Genomic DNA, 22,543 nt, shown 5'->3' with positions numbered 1-22,543 from the left:
TTACAATTACGACATACATTAATAAGGAGACAAAGATGAAGGCTATATTACTTAACATAATATTTTTTAGCTTTTTTGGTATGCTTTTTGTAAACAGTGTCCAAGCAAAAAGCACTCAAACAAATGGCAGTCAAGTTAGCACTAACAGCGAAGACAGCGGAGGGATGATAGATAAAAGCTTACAAAAAAATCTAGATTCTAAAATAAACTTTATACTAAATCATAAGCCAGCAGTGGCTATGCCAGATTTTAAAGCAAAAAAACTTAACATAACTGTAAGCATACAACCCCTAGCCTACTTTGTAAAAGGGATAGCAGGAGAGAGTGCAAGCTATGATGTGCTAGTCCCTAAAAATAAAAATGCAGAGACTTTTGAACCAAACTTTAGCACTATGGAATCTTTGCAAAATGCTGATCTTTTTATAGGCGTAGACATGCCTTTTGAAAAAGTATGGCTACCAAGAGTCATACACAACAACGATATAAAAACTCTAATCTTAGATACTCCTATAGGCCTTCAAAACATGCCTCACATCTGGCTAAGTGCTAAAAATGCAAAACGTATAGCCTATGTTATCTATCAAGAGCTAAGCAAGCTAGAGCCAAGTAATGAGCCTTACTTTAAATACAACCTTGCCCTAACGCTAGCAAGACTAGATATAGTTGATAAAAAGATGGAAGCTATGCTAAAAACTATGCCTAAAAAAAGCTTTGTGACTTACCACTCAAGCTTTAACAACATAGCAGATGACTATGGTTTAGATGAGATAAGTCTTCAAACTCACGGCAAAAGCTATGGCATGTCTAAGATTATAAAGATAAGCAAAGAAGCCAAAGCCCTTGGTATAAAACGCGTACTAGCTGAGCTTGAAGATGCTAATACTGATATAAAAGTACTAGCAAAAAATATAGGTGCTAAAGTAGTGACTATAGACCCACTAAGTAGTGACTATGAGGCTAATCTCTTACATATAGCAGATGAGATATCAAAAAGCTATCAGCCTTAAGTGGATTTTACTAGCCTTTTTGCCCTTTTTAAAAGGGCTTAAAGTCAAACTTTAAAGTTATAAACTATCTTTTTTTCCTCTTCTTTTTTATCCAAAAAGCAAAGGTTGGAATCTAAGCTTGTTAAAAATGCATCTAAGCTAGAAAGTGAAGTGATATCTTCTAAGCTTAAAAGTCTTAAAAGCAAACCTCTAAAGTGTTTTGAGTAGTGGCTTACAGGCTTAGAATCTTTATAGAAGTTAAAGTCTATTAAAACGCCTTTAGTTTTTATAAGATTTTTATACACACCAGCCCTTAAATCTACTATGAAGTCATAGTCTAACTCTAAGCTTAAGTAAGGCTTGTAGACTTTTTTAAGAAGGCTTGCATTTTGTGTAAGCTTATAGTAAGGAAGCTTATCGCTTGCACGCACTATCCCAAAAAGATTGCTAAAGATTAAAACATGACTATCTATATACTCTTGTGAAGGCTTAGGCAAGCTTTCATAATCTATGGCTTTAAAAGCTACTCCTTTATATAGCAAGATAGCCTTTTGCAAGCTTAGGTTTAAAGAGCCTACTAACTCATCCATAGCGTTATCATTAAAGCTAGTTTTGCTAGTTAGCTTTTTTAGTAGCTTTAAGTCTTGATTAAAGATACAAACCCTTACCTCATCTAAAAACTCCTTATACACATTAACTCTATGCTTAAATAACATCTCACTTGTACTAGAATCCATATCTTTTGGCAAATAAAGATCTTGCAAAAAGTTAAATATAACTTCTGGGTCTTTACCTTCTAAGCTTTGTATAGAGATGTTTGGAATCTTTTCTTCACTAGGTGCTAAAAGTAAGACAAAACTCATACTGCCCTCCATAATTAAATAAGTGTATTAAAATATGCAACAAAAAAGATAGCATAGCAGGCTATTTATTATCAGTCTATCTTTGTATAATTTTGCTAATCTTAACTACAAGGACTAACTTATGATAGTTTCCATACTCTGTGGAGGCTCTGGCACTAGACTTTGGCCGATATCTCGCACACTTATGCCAAAACAGTTTGCCAATCTTTTAAAAGAAGGCTCGCTTTTTGAGTTAACCTTAAAAAGAAACGCCCCCCTTTTAAAAGACCCCTTCTTTGAAGGCAAAAGTCAATCTTCCCTAAGCGTAGTGACCAATGATAAGCACTACTTTTTAGCACTTAATGAAAGCTCTAAAGTTAGCATTAAAATAGATTTTTTCTTGCTTGAAAGCCTCCCTAAAAACACAGCCCCTGCCTTACTTTTCCAAGCTTTAAGCATCTATAAAAACTTAGAATCTTTAGATGACTTAGAGTATATAGAAGCTAATGATGAGATAATCTTAGCCCTCCCAAGCGATCATTTAATAAAAGATGAAAGCAAGTATATAGACTGCGTTAAAAAAGCTTACACGCTAGCTAGCAAAGGCTATATAGCTACTTTTGGTATAACTCCAAGTTCACCAAATACTGGCTATGGCTATATAGAAGTGCTAAAAGATTCTAAAGAAAAAGACTTAGGCTTTAAGGTAAAAAGCTTTCATGAAAAGCCAAGCCTTGAAGTAGCTAAAAGCTACATCGTAGAATCTAATTACTACTGGAATAGTGGCATGTTTTGTTTTAAAGCAAGCACTCTTATAAAAGAAGCCAAGCTTTACTGTAACGATATGCTAGAGGCTTGTTTTAGCACTCTAAAAGCTAGTCTTAAAGAGGCAAACTTCATAAGGCTAGATGAAAAAGCTAGCAAGACACTAAAAGACTTAAGTATAGACTATGCCATCATGGAAAAAAGTAAAAATCTATATCTTGTAGAATCTAGCTTTACTTGGAGTGATGTAGGAAGCTTTGATTCTTTAAGCAATGAGTGGAAGAGTGATGGCAATAAAACTGCAACTAACACTACTCTTGAAGCCATAAACTCAAGCTCTAACTTTATATTATCAAATAAACTTGTAGCCACTATAGGTCTAAAAGACTACATAGTCATAGATACAAATGACGCCCTTTTGATAGCCAAAAAAGGAGAAAGTCAAGATGTTAAAGACATAGTATCTAGACTTAAAAAAACTAACAAAGAGCTTACTTTTTCTCACTCAATAGTGCATAGACCTTGGGGAAGTTACTCTGTGTTGCTAGAAGATTCTAAGTTTAAGTTAAAAAGCATAATTGTAAAACCGGGGCAAAGACTAAGCCTTCAAAGGCATAATCACAGAAATGAACACTGGATAGTAGTAAGTGGAAGTGCCCTAGTCCAAATAGAACACGAAGAGATGTTCCTAGCTCCTAATCAATCAACCTACATACCTATGGGAAAAGTACATAGATTATCAAATATGGGAAAGATAGATTTAGTTATAATTGAGGTTCAAGTTGGAGAGTATCTAGGCGAAGATGATATAGTAAGGATAGAAGATGATTATAAACGCTAAAAGAAGAATTTTTTTAAGTGTATTTGCTTTTGATTCTAGGTTTGATTATCAAAGTGGCTATTTAAGATATGATGTAGACTACAAAGAAGAAGACACATTATTAGATTTTTTAGGAAACATACCAACAGGAGACTTTGGCAATAAAGAGTTTGGCTATGACAAAGAGTTCTTGCACGTAAGGATTAATGATAAATGTGTGTTTGATAACTTAAAAGTAAGTGAACTAGTAAAGCACTTTGGCAGTGAGTGGACGCTAGACCCACTAAGCAAAAAGTACTGCAAAAAAGACTTGCTTTTAAACTATGATATGGCTTTAAACTTTTATGAAGGCTTTTTTGCAAGTGCTAGCTTTATCTATCCGGGTGAAAAAGAAGAGCTTAAAAACTTTATAAGCATGAACTTCATCTCAGAGCATCACAGTGAAGACTACTTTGGGGATGGATTCTTTTTATATCTAAAGTGGCTTATGAACCGCCACCCTATGCAAAAAAGACATATCCTAAAAACCATGGCGTCTAAAAGGGGAGGCATCATGGACTACACACCAACTGCTTCTTTGATGTATCCGCCTAATAACTCTATAGATGTAGAGATAGAAAACCTCCAAACGCTTTTTCTAAACGCTTCAAAGTGCCCAGTTAAAAAAGGTGAGTGGGTAGGACTAGGCAACAAAATAGAAGGTAGATATAAACTAAAACCTATACACAAACTACCAAATATAACAGAAAAGTCACGCTGCCCTATCATGTCAGGCAAGATGTAAAAAGATAGCAGGCAACTATAAAAGGAAAAACATGCAAGCAGGATATACAATATATAACATTTATAATCAAAAAAATCCCTTCTTAGACGCAGCCACCGCACTTATACAAAGGCTAGATCTTCCAACCTTAGAGCTAACTGGTGCTTATAAGTTTGAGTTTAATGGAGGCTATTTAGGAAGGGTTGGAAACTTAGAGGCTTACTTTTTAGCAAATGCATACAATATAGCTATATGTGCTAAGCAAAACACTAAGCTTTTAGCCATAGATGAAGACGCTTATGCTAACTTAGTGCATACTGTTAAGACTATAGAGTATGATGAAGAAGTAAAAAGCTTTATAGAAAAAGAGCTAGATAGGATGAAACTTAGTCTTGATCTTTCTACTCTAAAAGACTATATATGCTACCTTCCTAAGGTCTTAAGCATGCACAAAGCTAGCATAGAAGAAAAGATAGAGCATAAGTTTAGTAACTTCTCTGCTTTTGTATACTACGGTGGACGCCACTTTGATGCTAACTTAGAAGATGAGTATAAGTGTGTTGATGACTTATATGACTTAGTGGATCTAAAAGTCTATGAAGGTATAGAAAGTGTTGAGTACTATGCCCACTTAATGGATATAGATCAAAATATGGCACTACAAGAAAGCGGTAGATTAATCTTTGCAGGCTGTGATAGAGGAGTAGACTTCTTACTTACTTTTTCAGAATCTACTTTTCATATGTTTGATAAGTATCATACAAGATGCATGAAGGCTTATAGAAGAGACCCTATAAATATAAGCACGCTAAACCTCTACCAAGTCTTACTACTCTCTTTTGATATGAGCAAGCAAAGTGCTATCTCTTATCATATGAAAAGACCAAAATTCATATCAGCCTGAAGTTAAGTGCTATGAAGGCTGTTTTAAAGATACTGTTTGCTTGTATAGTAGCTGGAGCATGGTATCATCTAAATGGAAAAGAAGAAGCACCAGTAGCCATAATCTTACTGATACTAATACTCGCAGTGTCATTCATAAGGATGCCTAAGTATCAAGACCCAGCCACAAGAGATGCCTATAGACAAAAGATTCAAGAAGCAAGAGAAAGAAGAATCGCTATAGAAAAAAAGCAGAAAGAAGAAAAGATACTCTTGAAAAAACAGCAAAAAGAAGAAGAAGACTTCAGAAAGCAACAACTTAAATCGAAATTAAAACTATAAGGACATACATGGAAATAGTATTAGTAATAATAGCTGCAGCCGTCATATACTATCTTTACACGACCTTTCAGAACTATCTGAAAAACCCGCTAAACCAAAATCCTCAAACTGCTAATGCTAAAAAAGATGACTATGAAGAATATACTGATCCCTATGTAGAAGAAGATCCTATGGCTAAGCTTAGAGCTAGTGAGTATGGAGTGCTTATAGCCTTGCTTGGTAAGCTTAGTATGGTTGATGGAAGTGCATCAAAACTTGAATATGCCTTAGTTAAAAAAGTCATAAAATACATCTTAGAAGAAAAGCTTGACCTAACACAGTATGAGTTAGATGAGCTTGAAAACTCCTACCTTGAGATCTATCACAGCCCAGGTACACTAAGTATAGAAGACTTAAGCGAGCAGTATCTAACCCTAACTAAAGGCGAGTATAGAAAAAGGATAAAAGTAGTAGAGCTACTCTTTGCTATGGGCTATGCTGATGGAATCTTAGATGCAAAAGAAAAAGATATGATTATAGACATAGCAGCTTACTTTGAGATAGAAAATAGTGACTTTAATAAGATCTATGATGACTTTGAAGCAAGCTATAAAGATACTAAAAAACCTAGTTTGCAAGAGGCTTTAAGCTTTTTAGGCCTAAGTTCAAACTACACAAAAAAAGAGCTTGATGACGCCTATGATGTAAAACTAGATTCTATAAATCATAATATTTTAAATGCTAAAAACTTCAATAAGTCTTATATAGAAAATGACGGCAAAAATGTCATCTTGCTTGAAGAATCTTACAAGGCACTAGATATAGCTTTAAAAAACCAAGCTAGCCAGAATCAAACTAGTCAAAACCAAAATGCAGAAGAAGACAAACTAGCAACTTCAGATAATATAAAACTTTTAGAGCCAGCCAAATAGTGCTTGCTTAAATAGAGTGCTTAAACAACATTTAAGCAAAGAGCACTTGCTAGCTAGCTATATAAATAAGTCTTATAAACCTAGCTTCATAGCTTGATAGCAAAACGAAGTAAAAAGCAAAAGATTAAAGGCATAAAATGATAGTCGCACTAAAAGGAAGTATACATAGACTTAGTCCCCTAGAAGTAGAACTTGATGTAAGAGATGTTACTTATCTTGTTAATATCACTCTCCTTACTAGCATGGCACTAAAAGAAAGTATAGAATCTAAAAAAGAAAGTGTAGTAAGACTAGAGATATTACAAATCATAAAAGAAGATTCAAACTCCTTATATGGCTTTTTGAGTAAAGATGAAAGAGCCCAGTTTATAAACCTTTTGAAAGTGCAAGGCGTGGGCGCTAAGATGGCACTAAATATAATGTCAACTTATTCTAGCACTAACCTTGCTAAGATTTTATCTACTAATGATTTAAATGCCCTAAAAGCCATAAAAGGCATAGGGCTAAAAGTGGCTAATAAGATCTTATTAGAACTAAGTGGTGAGGTCAAAGTATCAGGGAGTAATGAGATAAATTTAGCTAGAGAAGCACTTTTATCACTTGGCTTTAAAGAAAGTCAAGTATCTCCTGCACTAAGTGGCATAGATGAAACCTTAAACTCTTCAGAGATGGTAAAAGTCGCTTTAAAAAAACTATCTTAGTCATAGACTAACTACCATAAGTTACAATAGTTTTAAATCAAAATCACAAAGGATTACATATGGATAGACGAAGTGTGCTAAAACTAGGTGGCTTAGGGCTTGGCCTTGGGCTTAGCAGTGTAGCTTTTGGACACAATACAATGGGGCTAGGAGACATAGCACTAAATACCAAAAAAGAAGAAAGCTATGTGCTTATCAATAATGCCAAAATCTTTGATGGCATAAACGAAAAACTTATAGTTGGGAATCTTTTAATAAAAGGTGGCAAAATAGCTAAGATATCAACTTCTAAGATAGATGCACCAAAAGGTGCTAAGGTCATAGATGCAGGTGGTAAGTTTTTAATGCCCGGCCTTAGTGATGCCCACTGGCATGTGATGTTTGCCGCAGCACCAATTAGTGCGGCTAATCTTCCAGACCCAGGCCTTTTTTACGCTGATGCCGTAGCGGAAGCAAGACGCACAGTTTTACGTGGCTTTACTACTGTTAGGGATATGGCGGGATCTGTTTTTGGTTTAAAAGTAGCCATAGATTCTAAAGCCATCCCAGGACCTAGAATCTTTCCTAGTGGAGCTTTTATATCTCAAACTTCAGGGCATGGTGACTTTTCTCCAGCCTATGAAAAGTCCCCTACTTTAGGTGGTGATAGAGGCCATCTTGAAAAGCTAGGTGAGTTTACTGTGGCTAATGGCGTCCCAGAAGTCCTAGCTGCAGTTAGGGATAATCTTAAAAAAGGTGCTAGTCAGATAAAAATAGGCGTAAGTGGTGGGGCTATATCAGATTTTGATCCACTAGATTCTACGCAGTTTAATGACGATGAGATAAGGGCAGCAGTTGGTGCAGCCGCTGACTGGGGCACTTATGTCTGTTCTCACGTCTATCATCCAAGAGGTATAAAAAGAGCACTTAAAAATGGCGTTAAGTCAATAGAGCACGGTCAACTTGCCGATGAAGAAGCAGTCAAGCTTATAGCTAAAAATGACGCTTGGCTTTCTATACAAGCTTTTTCATCTAAAACACTTCCTAAAGGCACAGTCATACCTGAAAAGTCTAAGCCACTTTTTGAACAGTGGGAGCACGTCGTTAAGTGGGCTATAAGAGATAAGGCTAAGTTTGCTTACGGCACAGATATACTTTTTAGTCCACAGTTCACGCCTTATCAAAACAAGATGTTAACAGTCTTTGCTGATGTGCTAAGTCCATTAGAGTTTATGAGACTTGCCACTTCTAATAACGCTAAGCTTTTTGAATTAAGTGGTCCAAGAAACCCTTACAAAGAAGCTAAACTTGGTGTTTTAAGAGAGGGCGCATGGGCAGATATGATACTAGTAGATGGAGATCCTTTTAAAGACCCTAATGTCTTAAGTGAGTATGAAGATAAGTTTATAATCATCATAAAAGATGGTGATATCTATAAAAATATGCTTGCTTAGATTTTTAGTCTTTTATAAGGTATAAGCTTTAGCTTACATACTTAACTTCAAAATAATACATATTGCTACCTTAGTAGCAATATGATTAATGCTTTTTCTTAAATAAATCTTAAAGCCTTATAAAGTAAACTTTAAGATAAAACCCCTCCTAGCCTTTGCCTTAAGCCCCTTAAAACTCTAAAGTATAAAACACATCTTTGCCATCTTCATAGCTTGAGACTAAAAGCTTGCCGTCCACAAAAGTCATAGCGCGGATATTTGCTACTTCTTTAGGGATACCATAAACTTTGCTTATCTCTTGAGTTTTTATATCTAGCACCAAAAGAGTGTTATAAGCCTTACTTGCTGCATAAAGCTTGCCATCTTTATACGCCATAGCAGTTACATAAAGCTCATCTAAACTCCTGTTATCTTTTAGCTTTACTTTATCTCCTAGCCTTGGTGTGTACTCAGCCGCTAAGCCCTTATCACTATCTAAGGTAGATATGACTATAAGGTTTTTATACAAGTTATTAGGAACTGTCATCATGTAAGTATGAGTGCCATCACTCCTTGCACTTAGCACGTAGTAGGCTGTGCCACGGCTAGTTTTAAGGTTATACCTACTTAGTTCTTCAAACTTATCTGCACCTTTTGTAAAGTAGCGAAAGTTTGCCACTTTATCAGCCTTAGGGTTTTCTTTAACATCAACACTAGTCTTATTCATACCAGTTATGCGTAAGTTGCCATCTACAAAGTTAGCACCTACAAACTTTTCTATAGTAGATGAGAAGTAGTTATCAAGCACAAAGTAAGTAGAGATAGAAGTAAGATTCTTATCTGTTATATAAAGACCATACTTCTCAGTAGCTACTAACATCTTGCCATCTTTATAGTTTAGATCACTTATTGGTGAGTTAAGCTTTAAAGTGCTAACGCGTTTAGAATCTACTTTCAAAACATCCTTTATAACAAAAGGTGAATCTTCATAGCTAGAACTAGCCTCTTTGCTAGCTTTTAAAGCAAGCTCTGGTAAGTTGACACTCCTTTTACCAAGGAAGTGCACAGGCCATCTCATATCACTCCAAGATTCCATAGACCAAATAGTATATTTTGGATTCCAGCTATAGCGTACTGGGTCACCTTGCCCTATGAAAGGAGGAGGACCAGAGGCTACAAAGGCTTGGATGATATTAGAGATGATGACTATGAAAAAGACCCAAAAAGCTATGATGTTCATAACTGTTAGCTTTCTAAACTTAGCCTCTCCCATCTCACTTACAAAAGTTTTAAGACTTGGTGCAAAGAAAAAGATGATACCAAGTAGTAGCACTACTGCCCAAAAGACTACTTCAGCCCAAAACTGAGTATGAAGGCTAAATATAGCTAAGCCAAAGCCCTGCCCTATATCTTGCATGCCATGGCTTCCAAGGTGATAAAAACTCTCCCACAAACCAAAGGCTGTGATAAGTAAAAGCATGGCTAGATACTTTGGCTTAAACCCATAACGCAGGATAAATAAAGCAGCAATACTTATATAAATCATGCTTTGACGCTGTCCCCAGCAAAGCACACAAGGCGAGTCTCCAAAGATATAGCCAAACACAAAGTTTGCTATACCCACAGGTAAAGCTAAGATGCCTATGACTGCTAGTGAAAAGAGTACATAAAATGTAGTAGTTTTTTTCATTTTTTCCTCCTTACAAGTTCATATTTGGCAAGATACTTGAAACGTGTATCACGTAAAGGACTATGGCAATAAGCCATGCGATGACAAATAGTGTAAAAGCTATCTTTTCTAACTTAGGTTTTGCACAAATCAGTATTACAGAGATAAGTGCTATAAGCATTCCTATAAATTCCATGCTGCCTCACTTGTTTTAAATATATACAGGTGGATATTCTACATCAAAGCATGGCTAAGATTGCTTAGTTTAAAGGAGTAATTTAAAATATATTTAACTTATATTTGCCTTGCTTTATTTAATAGGGTAAATTCGTAAATGATTATAAGCTAACTAGACTCATAGAATCTAATACACTTAAAGCGTAAGTTAAAAAATATCCTAAGGCTAAAAAAGCTTTTAAAGCCTAAGATAGGGCTTAAAATGACTAGATGAGATTAATTATAATTTTTAATAAGAGCACTTATAAGCTAAACTGTCAAAATTTAAAAATGTGTTTACTTAATAAACATTTACTTTTTTTAGCTTTTAGAAACAAGTTAGCTTATAGCTACAGCAATAAAATATAAACTTAAACTTAAAGCAAGAACTAAAAAAGATGCAAAAAATATTAGAAAAAAATATCCATTAGAAGGGGAACATATAAGAAGGGTGAAAAAGCCAAAGAAAGAGCACTATGCACTCTTTCTTTCTTTTATCTACACATACTATCTTTTAGATATGAAGTCCAAAAACGTAAGTTGCGATAAATATCGTAGCTAGAGTTATAACAAAAACTCCTATGATGTTAAGCCAGAATCCTGTTTTTATCATATCTATTATCTTTACATAGCCTGAGCCATAAGCTATAGCATTAGGTGGGGTTGCCACTGGAAGCATAAAGGCACAAGTTGCTGCAACTGCTACTGGTATAGTGAAAAGAAGCACATCGCTTCCATTATATCCTAGCCCCATAGCCACACCTGCTATAACTGGTAAAAATGCCGCTGCTGTAGCAGTGTTAGAAGTTATCTCAGTTAAGAAGATAACTAGGGCTGTAACTATTAAGATGATAAGCACAACTGGCATAAAGTCTAAGGCTGAGACTTGATGTCCTATCCATAAAGATAGTCCAGTTCTACTAAACTCAGCTGATAAGGCTAGACCTCCACCAAAAAGTATGAGTATATCCCAAGGGAGCTTTTTAGCAGTTGCCCAGTCTATAAGCCTTTCTCCACTTTTATTAGCCGGGATGATAAATAAGAGCACAGACACACTCATAGCTATAATGCTATCAAGACTGCTTATCTTTACACCAGCTGCTTTTAGTATAAAACCTAGGAAAATCCAACTTAAAGCAGCAAGCACGAAGATTATCCCAACTGACCACTCAGCACTACTCATCTTGCCTAGCTTTTTATACTCTGTTTGTATAACTTCTTTACCGCCGGGGATTTCTTTAATCTCAGGTTTAAAAAAGACATAAACTAGTAAAAGCCAACAAACTATAAGCATAACTATAGCTATAGGAAGCCCAACTAGCATCCACTCTCCAAAGCCTATATCGATTCCAAGTTCATTTTTCATATAGGCTACTAAGAGGGCATTAGGAGGAGTTCCAATGATTGTTCCAAGTGAACCAATAGAAGCTGAGTAGGCTATACCTAGCATTAAAGCTATGCCAAAGTTTGATCTTATAGCCCCTGTTCTTTTTTTAACCTCATCAACTACATCTTTACCCTTATGGACTATCTCATTAACTATGCCACCTTGCACACCTTTTTGGGCTACTTCATCAAGATGCTTTATATCCCCTTCTAAAGTTCCATCTTCTTTACCTGTGGTAAGTTTAGTAACTATATGTAAGACTGAAAGTCCAACTGGAAGCATCATAACTGCCGTAGCTGTATTACTAACCCACAAAGAGATAAAACCAGTTGCTATCATAAAGCCAGCAACTAGACGTCTTGGAGAAGTGCCAACTAGTAAAACTATAAAAAGGGCAATCCGCGTGTGAAGATTCCACTTTTGCATGGCTAAAGCTAGTATAAAACCGCCCATAAAAAGATAGATGATATCAGATGCATAAGGTGTAGCTGCTGACTTAAAGCTATCAACACCAAGAAGTGGAAAAAGCACCATAGGTAAAAGTGCAGTTACTGGCAAAGATATAGCCTCAGTCATCCACCATATACCCATCAAAACTGCCACTGCTGCAACTATAGGTAAGCCTTCAGTGTAAAGCTTTTTGCCATTTGCCGCAGCATTTGCTATATCACCTGCGTTGCTAGGCATGATGAAGTAAATTATAAAAGCGATTATTATGCCACCGAAAAACCCAACCCAACGGATGATGTTAGTTTTTCTATCTAAAGTCACACTTTGATTCCCCACAAAAACTCCTTAGTAGATTTAATAAGCTTATATGTTTTGAGCTATGGTATAGATACTACAAAAAAAGCTTTTTTAAATCAAACATTAAACATTGCATTTAGAATTTATATAGATAAAAATTAACATAAAGTGTAAAAACGATACTTTTTAGCCTGTAAAATAAAAAGAAAAGTATAGACTTGATAGCAGTCTTAGAATCTGTATGCAAAATAGATTCAAAAAAGTTTCAAAAATATAAGATAGCTTAGGCATTGCATTTAAGAAGTCTCTTTGAAAAGCAACTTAATTCTATTTTTTAGGTTATAAAAGATTATAGAATCTAAGTTATAAATTAAAGTCATTGCAAAACTGTAATGTAACTTTGATAATCTCAAAATCCATCACAGTCTTTAATATTTTTAAATGTCTAATCACCATGCAAGGACGCTTAGTCCTTCCTAGCATGTGATGATAAAACCTAACTTAAATACTAAAAAATCCCTAGTGTCCCATAAACTTTGGCTTATCTTGTATATGTATAAAGGCTGCTACATCTAAGGCTTCTTTATCACTCAAGGTGGCATTACCTTTAGGCATATTAAGCTTGATGTATTTGGCTAGCTTATCATAGTGCTGCATGCCAGCGCCTGTATTATAAGCGTCTTTACCCCAAAGGGCTGGGAAGGCAAAGTAGTTTCCACTTTTCTTATCTGGGTTTATAGTGCCTTCTCCATTTTTACCATGGCAGGCTGCACACTTGTTTTCAAACACTAACTTACCAGCCTTTGGATCACCCCCCTTACTAGTATCTAACACAGGCTTTGAGTTATAGTCAGTTAAAACCTTAGTTCCTACTGGCACACCCTTACTTAAAAAGTACATGTAAGCTACAAGGGCTTTCATCTCTTTGCTATTTTTATCAAGAGGTTTTCCGTTTTCACTTCTTACCATACAAGCATTTATCCTATCGCCCATAGTTAAGATTCCAGGACCTCTATAGTTACTTTCTGGATAGTGGGCAAAAACTCCTACTAAGCTAAATTGATTCTTAGAAGCGCCCCCTGCCCCATGGCAGCTTGCACAAGAAAGCTTACTTTGAACCATGCCTTTGCCTTCACCTTTAGCACCATCTCCTATAGTCCCATAAGTTTCATTAAATATCTTTTGACCATATTTTAATCCCTCTTTATAAGCCCCTTCAGGAATTTTAGAAAAGTCTATCTTTCCATCTTTGTCCATATTAGGCGGTAGTCTCCACTGCATGGTGTCTTCACTAACACTATTTTGATTCATAGTCTTTTCACCTTTAGCAAAGGCAAAAGCACTACTTAAAACAACTGCTATAACTCCCGCGCCAAGAACGCTAGCTACAAATTTTTTCTTCATATTATCTCCCCTTTTAGCACTTAAAAACGTATTCATAATAGCATTTTTTGCTTCAAAAGATAAAAGATGTAAGGTAAAAAAGATAGTTAGGAAGTGTGTACTGTATAGTTAGTACAAGTATAAATAGAAAGAAGTGCTTACTTCTTTCTAGTGTAGTTAAATCTTAAACGACTTTTTATAAAAAGTCATTTTTAAAGTTTACGTAATCTAGTGCACTTTGTTTTAAAGAGGCTACTTCTTCATCATTTAACTCTCTTACAAACCTAGCAGGTGAGCCAAGTATTAAAGATCTTGGCTTAAAGTGTTGATTCTTAGTTACAACTGATCCAGCCCCAACTATACTATCATCACCTATAACTGCACCATCCATCACTATAGCACCCATGCCTATAAGACATCTATTGCCTATAGTGCAAGCGTGTATAGTGCAGTTATGCCCTATAGTTACTTCTTCACCTATAATAGTTGGGAAGTTTGGTCCACCACTGCAACGCCTATGAACGTGTACGCAAGTTAGGTCTTGTATATTAGTCCTAGCGCCCACTTGTATAGAGTTAACATCTGCTCTTAAAACGCAGTTATACCATATGCTAACATCATCACCTAAAGTTACTTCACCTATGACTTTAGCCCCTTCAGATACTAAGACATCCTTACCAAGCTTTGGTGATATCTTTTCATCTGAAGCACTAAAAGATCCTATGAAAGGTATCAACATTAATTAGCCTTTATCTCTCTGTTATTAAGTTTTTGCAAAGGTCTTGCGTTATGACCCATAACTTTACTTAGTGCCTTAATCTGAGATCTAGCAGCACTAACTGGCTCTTTTAGAACTACCCACTCGATGTCTTGAGTACAAGGTGGAGTAGTAAGAGAACCACTAAACTGATAAGCATCATCATCTTTTGGTAAAAGTCCATTTATCTTTACATTATGCACATGATGGGTTACATTAACCTTAGTTGGCATAGTATGTATTACTTGCTGCAAGGTGCCATTAATCTTTCCTTCTTCAAAAAGCACTGCTATAACTGCATACTTTCCTTTAGAATCTTTCCCTACGAAGTGGGCTTCAAGTGGTGCTACTTTACCATCTATAGCATTTTCGCCCGGTGTATGAAAGTGAAACTGTATAAGCTCATACTTATCATCGCCAATAGTTGCATAATTACCCTTAGGGTAGTTAATCTGCACTGTATGGCCGTTATTTTCTATAGTGGCATTAGCATTTTTATAATCTATCTCTACTTTTTTTCCACCTTCACTAACTTGACTTTTTATGATGTTTATTGGCGATTGAGTATTGCCAACTTTGCAAGTTATAAAGTCATCCCCCCAGTGCTCTGGACCATGCTTGCCACTATAACTCCAACTATGATCTGCAGCTAGCAATACGCTTAAACTTAGGCCTATACCTAGGATTAGTTTGAATTTATTCATTTAAGTTCTCCTTTTTTAATATCCTTAAGTATGGATTATATTATTTTTTATGTTTAGTTCTTTTAAATATTTTAGATTTTACATAGTAGAAAAGGATGATTAATAAAACTATGATTACAACTACTATGGGTATGGCATAAGGCTTATTAACCATGAATCTTATAAGCTCTAAAAGTTTCCCGCTTGCAAAAAAGCCTAGCACTCCAAGCACTACTCCCCAGATGATAGTAGCTATAAAGTTTACAACTATAAAACGGTAAAGACTATACTTACTTATACCTATGGCTATAGGAACTATAGTCCTTACTCCATGAAGATATTTGCTTATAAAAACCATCCAGATTCCAAACTTTTTTATCCAGATATTTACTAAAGCCACCTTCCTTCTATACTTCCTAAGGTACTTTGTAAACTCCTTTTTTTGATATCTAAAAAAGATGGCATAAAAGCTAGAAGCTATCACATTCCCACATATGGCAACCGCTATACTAAGGCTTAAGTCAAGCTTACCAACTGCACTTAGTGCTCCAGCTGCTAGGATGCCTATATAACCACCCCCCATGGAGTATAAAAATAACAAGGCATAGCCTAAGTTTTCATAGCCACTAAATACAGAATCCATATAATTACCTTTTATTTTTAAGAGTATTTTACGCAATAATACGAGCGAAGGTTTCACTCAAGAAAAAGGAATTATATGAATCTAATCCCATTACAAGCTATAGAGCTAGCCAAAAAACGCCTTACAAGCATTATATATCACAATCCTCTATCATATGCACCTAAACTGTCTCAACTTTCTAAAGCACAAGTTTTTTTAAAAAAAGAAAACTTACAGCTAACAGGATCTTTTAAGATAAGAGGTGCGTTTAATAAACTCTCTGCCTTGCATGAAGAAGGAAAGCTTACTCATGGCGTCATAGCAGCAAGTGCGGGCAACCACGCCCAAGGAGTTGCTTATAGTGCCAGTCACTTTAAAGTAAAGTCAGTTGTAGTCATGCCAGAAGCTACCCCACTTTTAAAAGTAGAATCTACTAGAAACCTAGGAGCTGAAGTCCTACTAAAAGGCACAAACTATGATGAAGCCTACGCTTATGCTTTAAAGATGGCAAAGGAGAAAAACTATACTTTTATACATCCTTTTGCAGATTCTGAAGTAGCCGCAGGTCAAGGTACTATAGCCTTAGAGATGTTAGATGAGCAAGACTTAGACATAGTCTTAGTGCCAGTTGGAGGAGGTGGTCTTATAAGTGGGGTAGCTAGTGCTTATAGGCTTATAAATCCAAATGTAAAAGTCATAGGCGTAAGTGCTAAAGGTGCAAGGGCTATGTTTGAAAGCTTCCATGCAAAGCGTATCATTAAAACAGATTCCGTAAAAACCATAGCTGATGGCATAGCAGTTAGAGATGTCAATGAAGGAATCTTTGAGTGTATAAAACAAGGCGTTGATGACATGGTAGAAGTTGATGATGAAGAAATAGCTAGTGCTATCCTTTATCTTATAGAATCTCAAAAGCTAGTAGTAGAAGGTGCAGGGGCTGTTGGCATAGCTGCTCTTTTACATAACAAGCTTGACTTACACCCTCATCAAAAAGTAGGAGTAATACTAAGTGGTGGTAATATAGATGTAACCATGCTTAATCTAATAATAGAAAAAGGTCTTATCAAAACTAATAGAAAAACTAAGTTTAGAATAACCCTTATTGATAAGCCGGGCTCTCTTATGAAGCTAACTGATTTACTAACTAAGATGGATGCAAATATAGTCCATGTAAGCTATGACAGGATAAGCACTAAGCTTGAATATGGCGATGCTTATATCTCAATCACACTAGAAACTAAAGGCTTAGAGCACAAAGAAAAGATAAGAAATATAATGCTTGAAAACGGATATAAATTTAGCGAAATAGTATGATAAGCCAGCCATTAAAGATTCTATCACCACTAGTAGTAGTGCTATTTTTTATAGCTTGTGGCTATCAACCTATAGCCTACTATGCTAAAAATGTACTTGGCAATAATGTCTTTGTAGAGTTAAGACCTAATATGGAAAATCCAGAAGATTCCGTAAAGATAAAAGACGCTGTTAATGAAGCCATAGCTTCAAGACTGCATCTAAACCTAAGCAGCAAAGAAAATGCCGACACCATCTTAAGAGTAGATGTTGGCTCTATAAGTAATAGCATAGTAAGCAGTGACACACAAGGCTTTGCTACCTTCTATAGGGTATATGTCAATATAACTTTTTCTTTAAAAAGCAGAGGCAAAGATGTGACTTTTACTAATGGAGGCTACTATGACTACGCTGCTTCACTAAACAACCCTATAGTTACAGATAATAATAGATCAAATGCCATTACAGAGGCAGCCAAACAAAGCATAGATAAGTTCATCTCCCAGCTTGGCTATCAAAATCTTAGACTGCAGTATGAAGATGCTCAAGGAAACAACTAGCCTGTGACTTAAAAGTCTTAAAGCTAGTCAAAAAAAAATGTGCTTAAGCATTTAGATTCTATAAATTTAAAAAAATTTTTAGATATCTAAGTGCCACGACTTGCTATACAAATCTCACTAAGACAAAAAATATTAAAAGATAAGATAAGGTCACAAATCCATTCATGTTGCAAGGGGACACAAAGAAAGCTTATAGCCTATTATAAAAAGCTTGTAAAAATATTAAGTGTAGTAGCTAAGTGTGCTAATTAAACACACTTTAAAACCCTAAGATAACTTTAGCTAGTAAGACTAAAGTTATCTTAGGTGTAATTATAGATTCTATCCTCTAGCTTTTTTAACCGCTTCTATCATATTTACAAGGCTTGGTTTTACCTCTTCCCACTTTCTAGTTTTTAGACCACAATCTGGATTTATCCAAAGTTGCTCTTTTGGTAAAACTTCTAAAAGTGCTAGGATTTGCTTATACATCTCATCCACACTTGGAATCCTAGGACTATGTATATCATATACTCCCGGCCCTACTTCGTTAGCATAGCCAGTTGACTTAAAGATTTTTAAAAGTTCATTACCACTTCTAGCAGTCTCTATACTTATAACATCAGCGTCCATCGCCTCTATAGTTTTTATGATGTCATTAAACTCGCTATAGCACATATGAGTGTGTATCTGAGTTTCTTTTCTTGCTACAGAGGTTGATATCTTAAAGCACTCTAGTGCCCAAGTCTCATACTCTTTTATATTTTCAGCCCTTAAAGGATAGCCCTCTTTAAATGCTGCTTCATCAACTTGTATAATTTTTATACCTGCTTTTTGAAGGTCATCTATCTCATCTGCTATACATAAAGATAGCTGCTTGCACACGCTTTTTCTTGCTAAATCATCTCTCACAAAGCTCCAGTTTAGTATAGTAACTGGACCAGTTAGCATGCCTTTTACTATCTTTTTACTTAGGCTTTGTGCAAACTTTGCCCACTCAACAGTCATAGCCTTAGGACGACTTACATCTCCATAGATGATAGGTGGCTTAACACAACGACTTCCATAGCTTTGAACCCATCCATTTTGTGAGAACACAAAGCCTTTCATCTGCTCACCAAAATACTCTACCATGTCATTTCTTTCAGGCTCACCATGAACTAGTACATCTAGCCCTATATCTTCTTGAAACTTCACACACTCAGTTATATAGTCTTTTATGCCAGTTTCATAAGTGATATTATCAATTAGCCCTTTTTTATAATCAAGTCTAAGCTTTCTAAGCTCAGGTGTTTGAGGGAAGCTTCCTATGGTAGTAGTTGCTAAGTCTGGATAACCAAGCTCTTTTCTTTGAACTTTAATCCTTTCTTTAAAAGTGCCTTCTCTTTCTTTAACTGTTAAAGACGCTAGTCTTTCTTGAACGCCCTTATCATGAATCTTGCTTGAGTTTCTTCTATCAAGGTTTAACTTTTTGTTTTGCTCTAGTGCTTTAAGTACTTTTTTATTACCCTCATCTCTAAAGGCTGCTTCTAGTAGCTCTAGCTCGCCAATCTTTTCTCTAGCAAAACTTAGCCAGCTTAGAATCTCTTTATCCATCTTAACTTCTTGCTCTTTGCTAAAAGGCACATGAAGCAAGCTACAGCTTGTGCTTAAAGTTATATTACCTTTAGGGACTATGGAAGATATATGTTTTAGTAGTTTTAGCTTAGTTTCTATATCTGCTGCCCAGATATTTCTTCCATCTATCACGCCTGCATAAAGTTTTTTACCACTTTTTGCTATTGCTTCTAAAGATTCTAAGTTTTTAGAACCATAAAGGAAGTCTAAGCCTAGCCCTTCTATCTTAGTATCTAGCAATATAGAAGTTGCTTCAGTGCTATGTTCAAAGTAAGTAGTTACTATAGCTTTTACACCAAGGTCTGCTATCTCATCATACACTTCTTTGATATGTACATAAAGGTCATTTTTACCTTTTACAAATATAGGCTCATTAAACTCTATAACTACTTTAGAATCTAGTTTTGCTAGCTCACCTACAAGCTCTATATAAGCTTTTTTGACATTTTCATAAACGCAAGCACAACCTTCAATCTTAGAAAGTCCTATAAAAGTAAAAAGTCCTATTAAGCTTATCTTTGGTTTATAGCCTAGGCTTAAGGCCTCTTTGTACTCAGCTGCTATCTTGCTGATATCTACCTTATAAGTATCTTTGCTGCTAAGCTCTGGTACCACGTAGTGATAGTTAGTATTAAACCACTTAGTCATCTCACAAGCTGTAGCATCCTTTGTGCCTCTAGCCATACCAAAGTAAAGCTCTAGCCCTTCTAGTCCCTTAAAGCGTGCTGGAACTGCTCCAAGCATATAAGCAAGGTCTAACATGTTGTCATATAAACTAAAGTCATTAACACTAACAAAATCTAAGTTGTTTTGATAGCTCCAGTGCTTAGCCCTTAACTCTTTTGCAACACTTAATAAATCTTCTTTTGTACTTTTGCTAGCCCAGTAAGATTCTAAGGCTTTTTTAAGCTCTCTATTTTCGCCGATTCTTGGAAAACCTACTATTGTCATTCTATGGTGTCCTTAATTTTAGATTGCACATTTTAACATTTACATATTGTGTTTGTCAATTATAGCAGTGAAAAATATATTCCACTAGCTCAAAAGTAAGCACTTTGTTAAGATTATGATTTAGCTTTTATGTGTTAGATTGGTTTATATAGAAAGGATTAGCACCCTTTATAAAGAGTGTCTGAAGTAGTATTAAGGCTAGATGTTTAAGTAGTTCTTGGCTGATTAGTCCTTACTTTCCATACCCTCTTAATATCTTCATGTTTTTTTAGAGGCTTAGAATCTTTTAGATGCTCTAAGACTGTATCTAAGTCTAGTAAGTGGCTTTGTTCTATCTCTAGTACTGATTTATCTATCTCTGTTGGGTTAAATACATGTGCGTTATTGGTAGTAAGCTTAGGTTTAGGGCGGATTAGCCTTTTAACCCTAACAAGAAAGCGTGCAAGTGGAGGAAGATAATGAAGTATATAGTCTTTTATACCGCCATCTATCCTTTTTAGCATTAAAGCATCCCTTGCAATTCTAGCTGCAACGCGCATTTTAAAGTAAAGATGAGGATAGTGGTAGTTTGTATAAAAGACTACTTTATTAAACACTATAGATCTTTTAGGCTTTACTTTTTTAAGCCCTTCTTTTACCGCATCTAAGCCGATATAAACATGTGAGATTTTAGCTAGTCTTAAAACCCCTAAAGGGTCTTTATCTTTTGTTATCTTTATATATCTTTGATGCATAATGATGTTAGCATAGTAGTAAACACTCTTAAAAATCTTAGTATCTAAAAGCCTATCTTTATAGTCTTTGTTCTCATTACTTAAAGGCTCTAAAGAATCTTTAATCTTAGCTTGTATAAGCATGCTTGCTATAGCTATAAGTCCCATAGAGTAGTAATACCTATAATATCTTACATCAGAGTAGTTTTTATAAAGGGCGCTCAAAAAGCTAAGATGGGGTATCTTGGTCATAAGCTCTGAAGAAGTAGCCGAGTAAGTCACAGTAGAGTTAGGTCTAAGTCTATACACATAGCAGCAGTACTCACTTAAAGCCACACTCCTTGCATCCATCATCATACACATGCTAAAAAGCTGGTCTTCATACTCTAGTCCATCACTAAAGCGGAGATTACTCTTATTTAAAAGATCTGTTCTAATGGGTCCAAGTACTAGCATGCTTACAAAGTCATTTATACCTAAAAAGACTGATAAGACTTCACGACCATCAACGTTAAAGTGCTGATTATCCTTAAAAAACTTATGTAAGTAAAAGTCTTCATAGTCATATATACCACTAGAAGGCTTTATACCGCCATAAAACTCATACCTACAAGAGTTCCATACAAACTCAGTCCTTGTGTCTCTTTGAAGTAATCTTGCACTATGTTCTAACATATCTAAGTGTATATAGTCATCTGGGTCTACAAACTGTACGAACTGATTAGGAGGGAGTTTTGATATAAGTCTTCTTCCTATCCTTTCTTCTTCTATTACTACGTGCTGTGATGATATGATAGTTATCTTACTTTTTAGCTCTTCACTTAAAGATGCATCATAGTTTTCGCTATCAAGCACTAAAAGACTAGGATAGTCTTCATATAAACTAGCAAAACCCTTATCTAAGTTTAGCTTGCTAGCTAGAGTGGAAAGCAGTGGCTTAGAAAAAAGCTCTAAAGTGCTTTGAGAGAACTTTGGCTTCCTTGGATAAGGCTTAGTGTAGTTTTCTACTGTAAGAGTAGCATTAGCCCTAGTGTGAAAGCCTTTATAGTCAAAATCTGGCTTTAGATTACTAGAATCTTTACTCATAGAATCTATATAGTTTCTTAATAAAGAGTTTTTGACTAACTCTATACCCATATTTCTAGCTGTGCTTTGACCGCCATTTATCTTTTGTACGACAAAGACCCTTTTGTCAATCTCAGCAAACTTTAAAGCTATATCTATGCAGTTATCATTGCTTCCATCATCAACTACTATAACTTCAAGATTCTTATAGCTTTGAGTTAAAAGGCTAAGCAAGCACTCGCTTAAATAGTGCTCTACTCTAAAAACTGGAACTATTACAGATATAAGCGGGCTAAAACTAGAATCTTTAAAACCAACGTCCTTCAAGTAACACCTTTTAGAAAATTTTAAACTTATCTTAACCGTTTTTTTTTTTTTTTGCAAAATCAAAAGAGAAGTTTTATTACTAAAAGCTTAAAAATTTCCTAAAATCTTAAACTTGATTATAATTAGAACCTTACTTATCACAACTAAAAG

Annotated in this window: 19 protein-coding genes; 10 read left to right on the top strand and 9 right to left on the bottom strand. The window is 35.4% G+C overall.

Annotated elements, in window-relative coordinates; all coding sequences use genetic code 11:
• Window positions 1-35 precede the first annotated feature (35 nt).
• Entirely contained in the window at window positions 36-1,007 is a 972-nt protein-coding gene (locus tag BKH40_RS04595; protein WP_095277355.1) for a zinc ABC transporter substrate-binding protein, read from the top strand.
• Between the two features lie 44 nt (window positions 1,008-1,051).
• Here BKH40_RS04595 and yaaA read toward each other — a convergent pair whose 3' ends face one another.
• Window positions 1,052-1,849: a peroxide stress protein YaaA gene (yaaA, locus tag BKH40_RS04590; RefSeq protein ID WP_180675125.1), complete on the bottom strand. Its 798-nt coding sequence runs from the start codon at window positions 1,847-1,849 to the stop codon at window positions 1,052-1,054.
• 121 nt (window positions 1,850-1,970) lie between these two features.
• On the opposite strand from yaaA, the gene BKH40_RS04585 reads away from it, so the two are divergent.
• From BKH40_RS04585 to BKH40_RS04555, 7 genes are all read left to right on the top strand, one after another.
• Window positions 1,971-3,434, top strand: coding sequence for a mannose-1-phosphate guanylyltransferase/mannose-6-phosphate isomerase (locus BKH40_RS04585; protein ID WP_095277352.1), 1,464 nt, complete (start codon window positions 1,971-1,973; stop codon window positions 3,432-3,434).
• A complete protein-coding gene (locus BKH40_RS04580) occupies window positions 3,418-4,197 on the top strand; it encodes a DUF5644 domain-containing protein (RefSeq protein WP_095277350.1) in 780 nt (259 codons plus the stop codon). Before BKH40_RS04585 ends, BKH40_RS04580 begins: the two co-directional genes overlap by 17 nt.
• Window positions 4,198-4,228: 31 nt before the next feature.
• A complete protein-coding gene (locus tag BKH40_RS04575; RefSeq protein ID WP_095277349.1) occupies window positions 4,229-5,080 on the top strand; it encodes a hypothetical protein in 852 nt (283 codons plus the stop codon).
• 11 nt (window positions 5,081-5,091) lie between these two features.
• Window positions 5,092-5,400 (top strand): hypothetical protein, encoded by a 309-nt coding sequence (locus tag BKH40_RS04570; RefSeq protein WP_095277347.1) that lies wholly within the window; start codon window positions 5,092-5,094, stop codon window positions 5,398-5,400.
• An 8-nt stretch (window positions 5,401-5,408) separates the two neighbouring features.
• Window positions 5,409-6,311, top strand: coding sequence for a TerB family tellurite resistance protein (locus BKH40_RS04565; protein ID WP_095277346.1), 903 nt, complete (start codon window positions 5,409-5,411; stop codon window positions 6,309-6,311).
• Window positions 6,312-6,448: 137 nt separating this feature from the next.
• Window positions 6,449-7,012 carry a Holliday junction branch migration protein RuvA gene (gene ruvA, locus BKH40_RS04560; protein ID WP_095277344.1) on the top strand — a complete coding sequence of 188 codons (564 nt, stop codon included), beginning with the start codon at window positions 6,449-6,451 and terminating at the stop codon, window positions 7,010-7,012.
• A 59-nt stretch (window positions 7,013-7,071) separates the two neighbouring features.
• On the top strand, window positions 7,072-8,445 hold the full coding sequence (locus tag BKH40_RS04555) for an amidohydrolase family protein (protein ID WP_219350152.1): 1,374 nt from the start codon (window positions 7,072-7,074) through the stop codon (window positions 8,443-8,445).
• 169 nt (window positions 8,446-8,614) lie between these two features.
• Here BKH40_RS04555 and BKH40_RS04550 read toward each other — a convergent pair whose 3' ends face one another.
• From BKH40_RS04550 to BKH40_RS04525, 6 genes are all read right to left on the bottom strand, one after another.
• Complete coding sequence (locus BKH40_RS04550; protein WP_095277343.1) at window positions 8,615-10,114, bottom strand: disulfide bond formation protein B; 1,500 nt, start codon at window positions 10,112-10,114, stop codon at window positions 8,615-8,617.
• Window positions 10,115-10,823: 709 nt separating this feature from the next.
• A complete protein-coding gene (locus BKH40_RS04545; RefSeq protein WP_095277341.1) occupies window positions 10,824-12,482 on the bottom strand; it encodes a DASS family sodium-coupled anion symporter in 1,659 nt (552 codons plus the stop codon).
• Between the two features lie 480 nt (window positions 12,483-12,962).
• Window positions 12,963-13,847, bottom strand: a complete 885-nt coding sequence (locus tag BKH40_RS04540) for a c-type cytochrome (RefSeq protein ID WP_180675123.1) — start codon at window positions 13,845-13,847, stop codon at window positions 12,963-12,965.
• A 175-nt stretch (window positions 13,848-14,022) separates the two neighbouring features.
• Complete coding sequence (locus tag BKH40_RS04535; RefSeq protein WP_095277338.1) at window positions 14,023-14,565, bottom strand: gamma carbonic anhydrase family protein; 543 nt, start codon at window positions 14,563-14,565, stop codon at window positions 14,023-14,025.
• A complete protein-coding gene (locus tag BKH40_RS04530; RefSeq protein WP_095277336.1) occupies window positions 14,565-15,287 on the bottom strand; it encodes a carbonic anhydrase family protein in 723 nt (240 codons plus the stop codon). The genes BKH40_RS04535 and BKH40_RS04530 overlap by 1 nt, the downstream gene beginning before the upstream one ends.
• Before the next feature lie 40 nt (window positions 15,288-15,327).
• A complete protein-coding gene (locus tag BKH40_RS04525; protein ID WP_095277334.1) occupies window positions 15,328-15,909 on the bottom strand; it encodes a DedA family protein in 582 nt (193 codons plus the stop codon).
• A 75-nt stretch (window positions 15,910-15,984) separates the two neighbouring features.
• Between BKH40_RS04525 and ilvA the strand changes: the two genes are divergently transcribed.
• Both ilvA and lptE read left to right on the top strand, forming a co-directional pair.
• Window positions 15,985-17,202, top strand: a complete 1,218-nt coding sequence (gene ilvA / locus BKH40_RS04520; protein ID WP_095277332.1) for a threonine ammonia-lyase — start codon at window positions 15,985-15,987, stop codon at window positions 17,200-17,202.
• The gene (gene lptE, locus BKH40_RS04515; protein WP_095277331.1) at window positions 17,199-17,741 is read left to right on the top strand and encodes an LPS assembly lipoprotein LptE; all 543 of its coding nucleotides are present in this window, start codon (window positions 17,199-17,201) and stop codon (window positions 17,739-17,741) included. The genes ilvA and lptE overlap by 4 nt, the downstream gene beginning before the upstream one ends.
• 321 nt (window positions 17,742-18,062) lie before the next feature.
• Here lptE and metE read toward each other — a convergent pair whose 3' ends face one another.
• Window positions 18,063-20,288 carry a 5-methyltetrahydropteroyltriglutamate--homocysteine S-methyltransferase gene (gene metE, locus BKH40_RS04510; protein ID WP_095277329.1) on the bottom strand — a complete coding sequence of 742 codons (2,226 nt, stop codon included), beginning with the start codon at window positions 20,286-20,288 and terminating at the stop codon, window positions 18,063-18,065.
• A 206-nt stretch (window positions 20,289-20,494) separates the two neighbouring features.
• A complete protein-coding gene (locus tag BKH40_RS04505) occupies window positions 20,495-22,393 on the bottom strand; it encodes a glycosyltransferase family 2 protein (protein WP_180675121.1) in 1,899 nt (632 codons plus the stop codon).
• Between the last annotated feature and the right edge of the window lie 150 nt (window positions 22,394-22,543).

It is taken from the genome of Helicobacter sp. 11S02629-2, assembly GCF_002272875.1.
Taxonomy (GTDB): domain Bacteria; phylum Campylobacterota; class Campylobacteria; order Campylobacterales; family Helicobacteraceae; genus Helicobacter_I.
Note: the sequence above shows the minus strand (reverse complement) of the source record. Positions and strands in the feature narration are given on the sequence as shown.

Bases quoted from the DNA above. Each gene is read 5' to 3' on its own strand.
- BKH40_RS04595 (WP_095277355.1), top strand. From the start codon at position 36: ATGAAGGCTATATTACTTAACATAATATTTTTTAGCTTTTTTGGTATG.
- BKH40_RS04570 (WP_095277347.1), top strand. From the start codon at position 5,092: ATGAAGGCTGTTTTAAAGATACTGTTTGCTTGTATAGTAGCTGGAGCA.
- BKH40_RS04525 (WP_095277334.1), bottom strand. From the start codon at position 15,909: ATGGATTCTGTATTTAGTGGCTATGAAAACTTAGGCTATGCCTTGTTA.
- BKH40_RS04565 (WP_095277346.1), top strand. From the start codon at position 5,409: ATGGAAATAGTATTAGTAATAATAGCTGCAGCCGTCATATACTATCTT.
- ruvA (WP_095277344.1), top strand. From the start codon at position 6,449: ATGATAGTCGCACTAAAAGGAAGTATACATAGACTTAGTCCCCTAGAA.
- yaaA (WP_180675125.1), bottom strand. From the start codon at position 1,849: ATGAGTTTTGTCTTACTTTTAGCACCTAGTGAAGAAAAGATTCCAAAC.
- BKH40_RS04530 (WP_095277336.1), bottom strand. From the start codon at position 15,287: ATGAATAAATTCAAACTAATCCTAGGTATAGGCCTAAGTTTAAGCGTA.
- BKH40_RS04575 (WP_095277349.1), top strand. From the start codon at position 4,229: ATGCAAGCAGGATATACAATATATAACATTTATAATCAAAAAAATCCC.
- metE (WP_095277329.1), bottom strand. From the start codon at position 20,288: ATGACAATAGTAGGTTTTCCAAGAATCGGCGAAAATAGAGAGCTTAAA.
- BKH40_RS04535 (WP_095277338.1), bottom strand. From the start codon at position 14,565: ATGTTGATACCTTTCATAGGATCTTTTAGTGCTTCAGATGAAAAGATA.
- BKH40_RS04540 (WP_180675123.1), bottom strand. From the start codon at position 13,847: ATGAAGAAAAAATTTGTAGCTAGCGTTCTTGGCGCGGGAGTTATAGCA.
- BKH40_RS04550 (WP_095277343.1), bottom strand. From the start codon at position 10,114: ATGAAAAAAACTACTACATTTTATGTACTCTTTTCACTAGCAGTCATA.
- lptE (WP_095277331.1), top strand. From the start codon at position 17,199: ATGATAAGCCAGCCATTAAAGATTCTATCACCACTAGTAGTAGTGCTA.
- BKH40_RS04555 (WP_219350152.1), top strand. From the start codon at position 7,072: ATGGATAGACGAAGTGTGCTAAAACTAGGTGGCTTAGGGCTTGGCCTT.
- BKH40_RS04580 (WP_095277350.1), top strand. From the start codon at position 3,418: ATGATTATAAACGCTAAAAGAAGAATTTTTTTAAGTGTATTTGCTTTT.
- ilvA (WP_095277332.1), top strand. From the start codon at position 15,985: ATGAATCTAATCCCATTACAAGCTATAGAGCTAGCCAAAAAACGCCTT.
- BKH40_RS04585 (WP_095277352.1), top strand. From the start codon at position 1,971: ATGATAGTTTCCATACTCTGTGGAGGCTCTGGCACTAGACTTTGGCCG.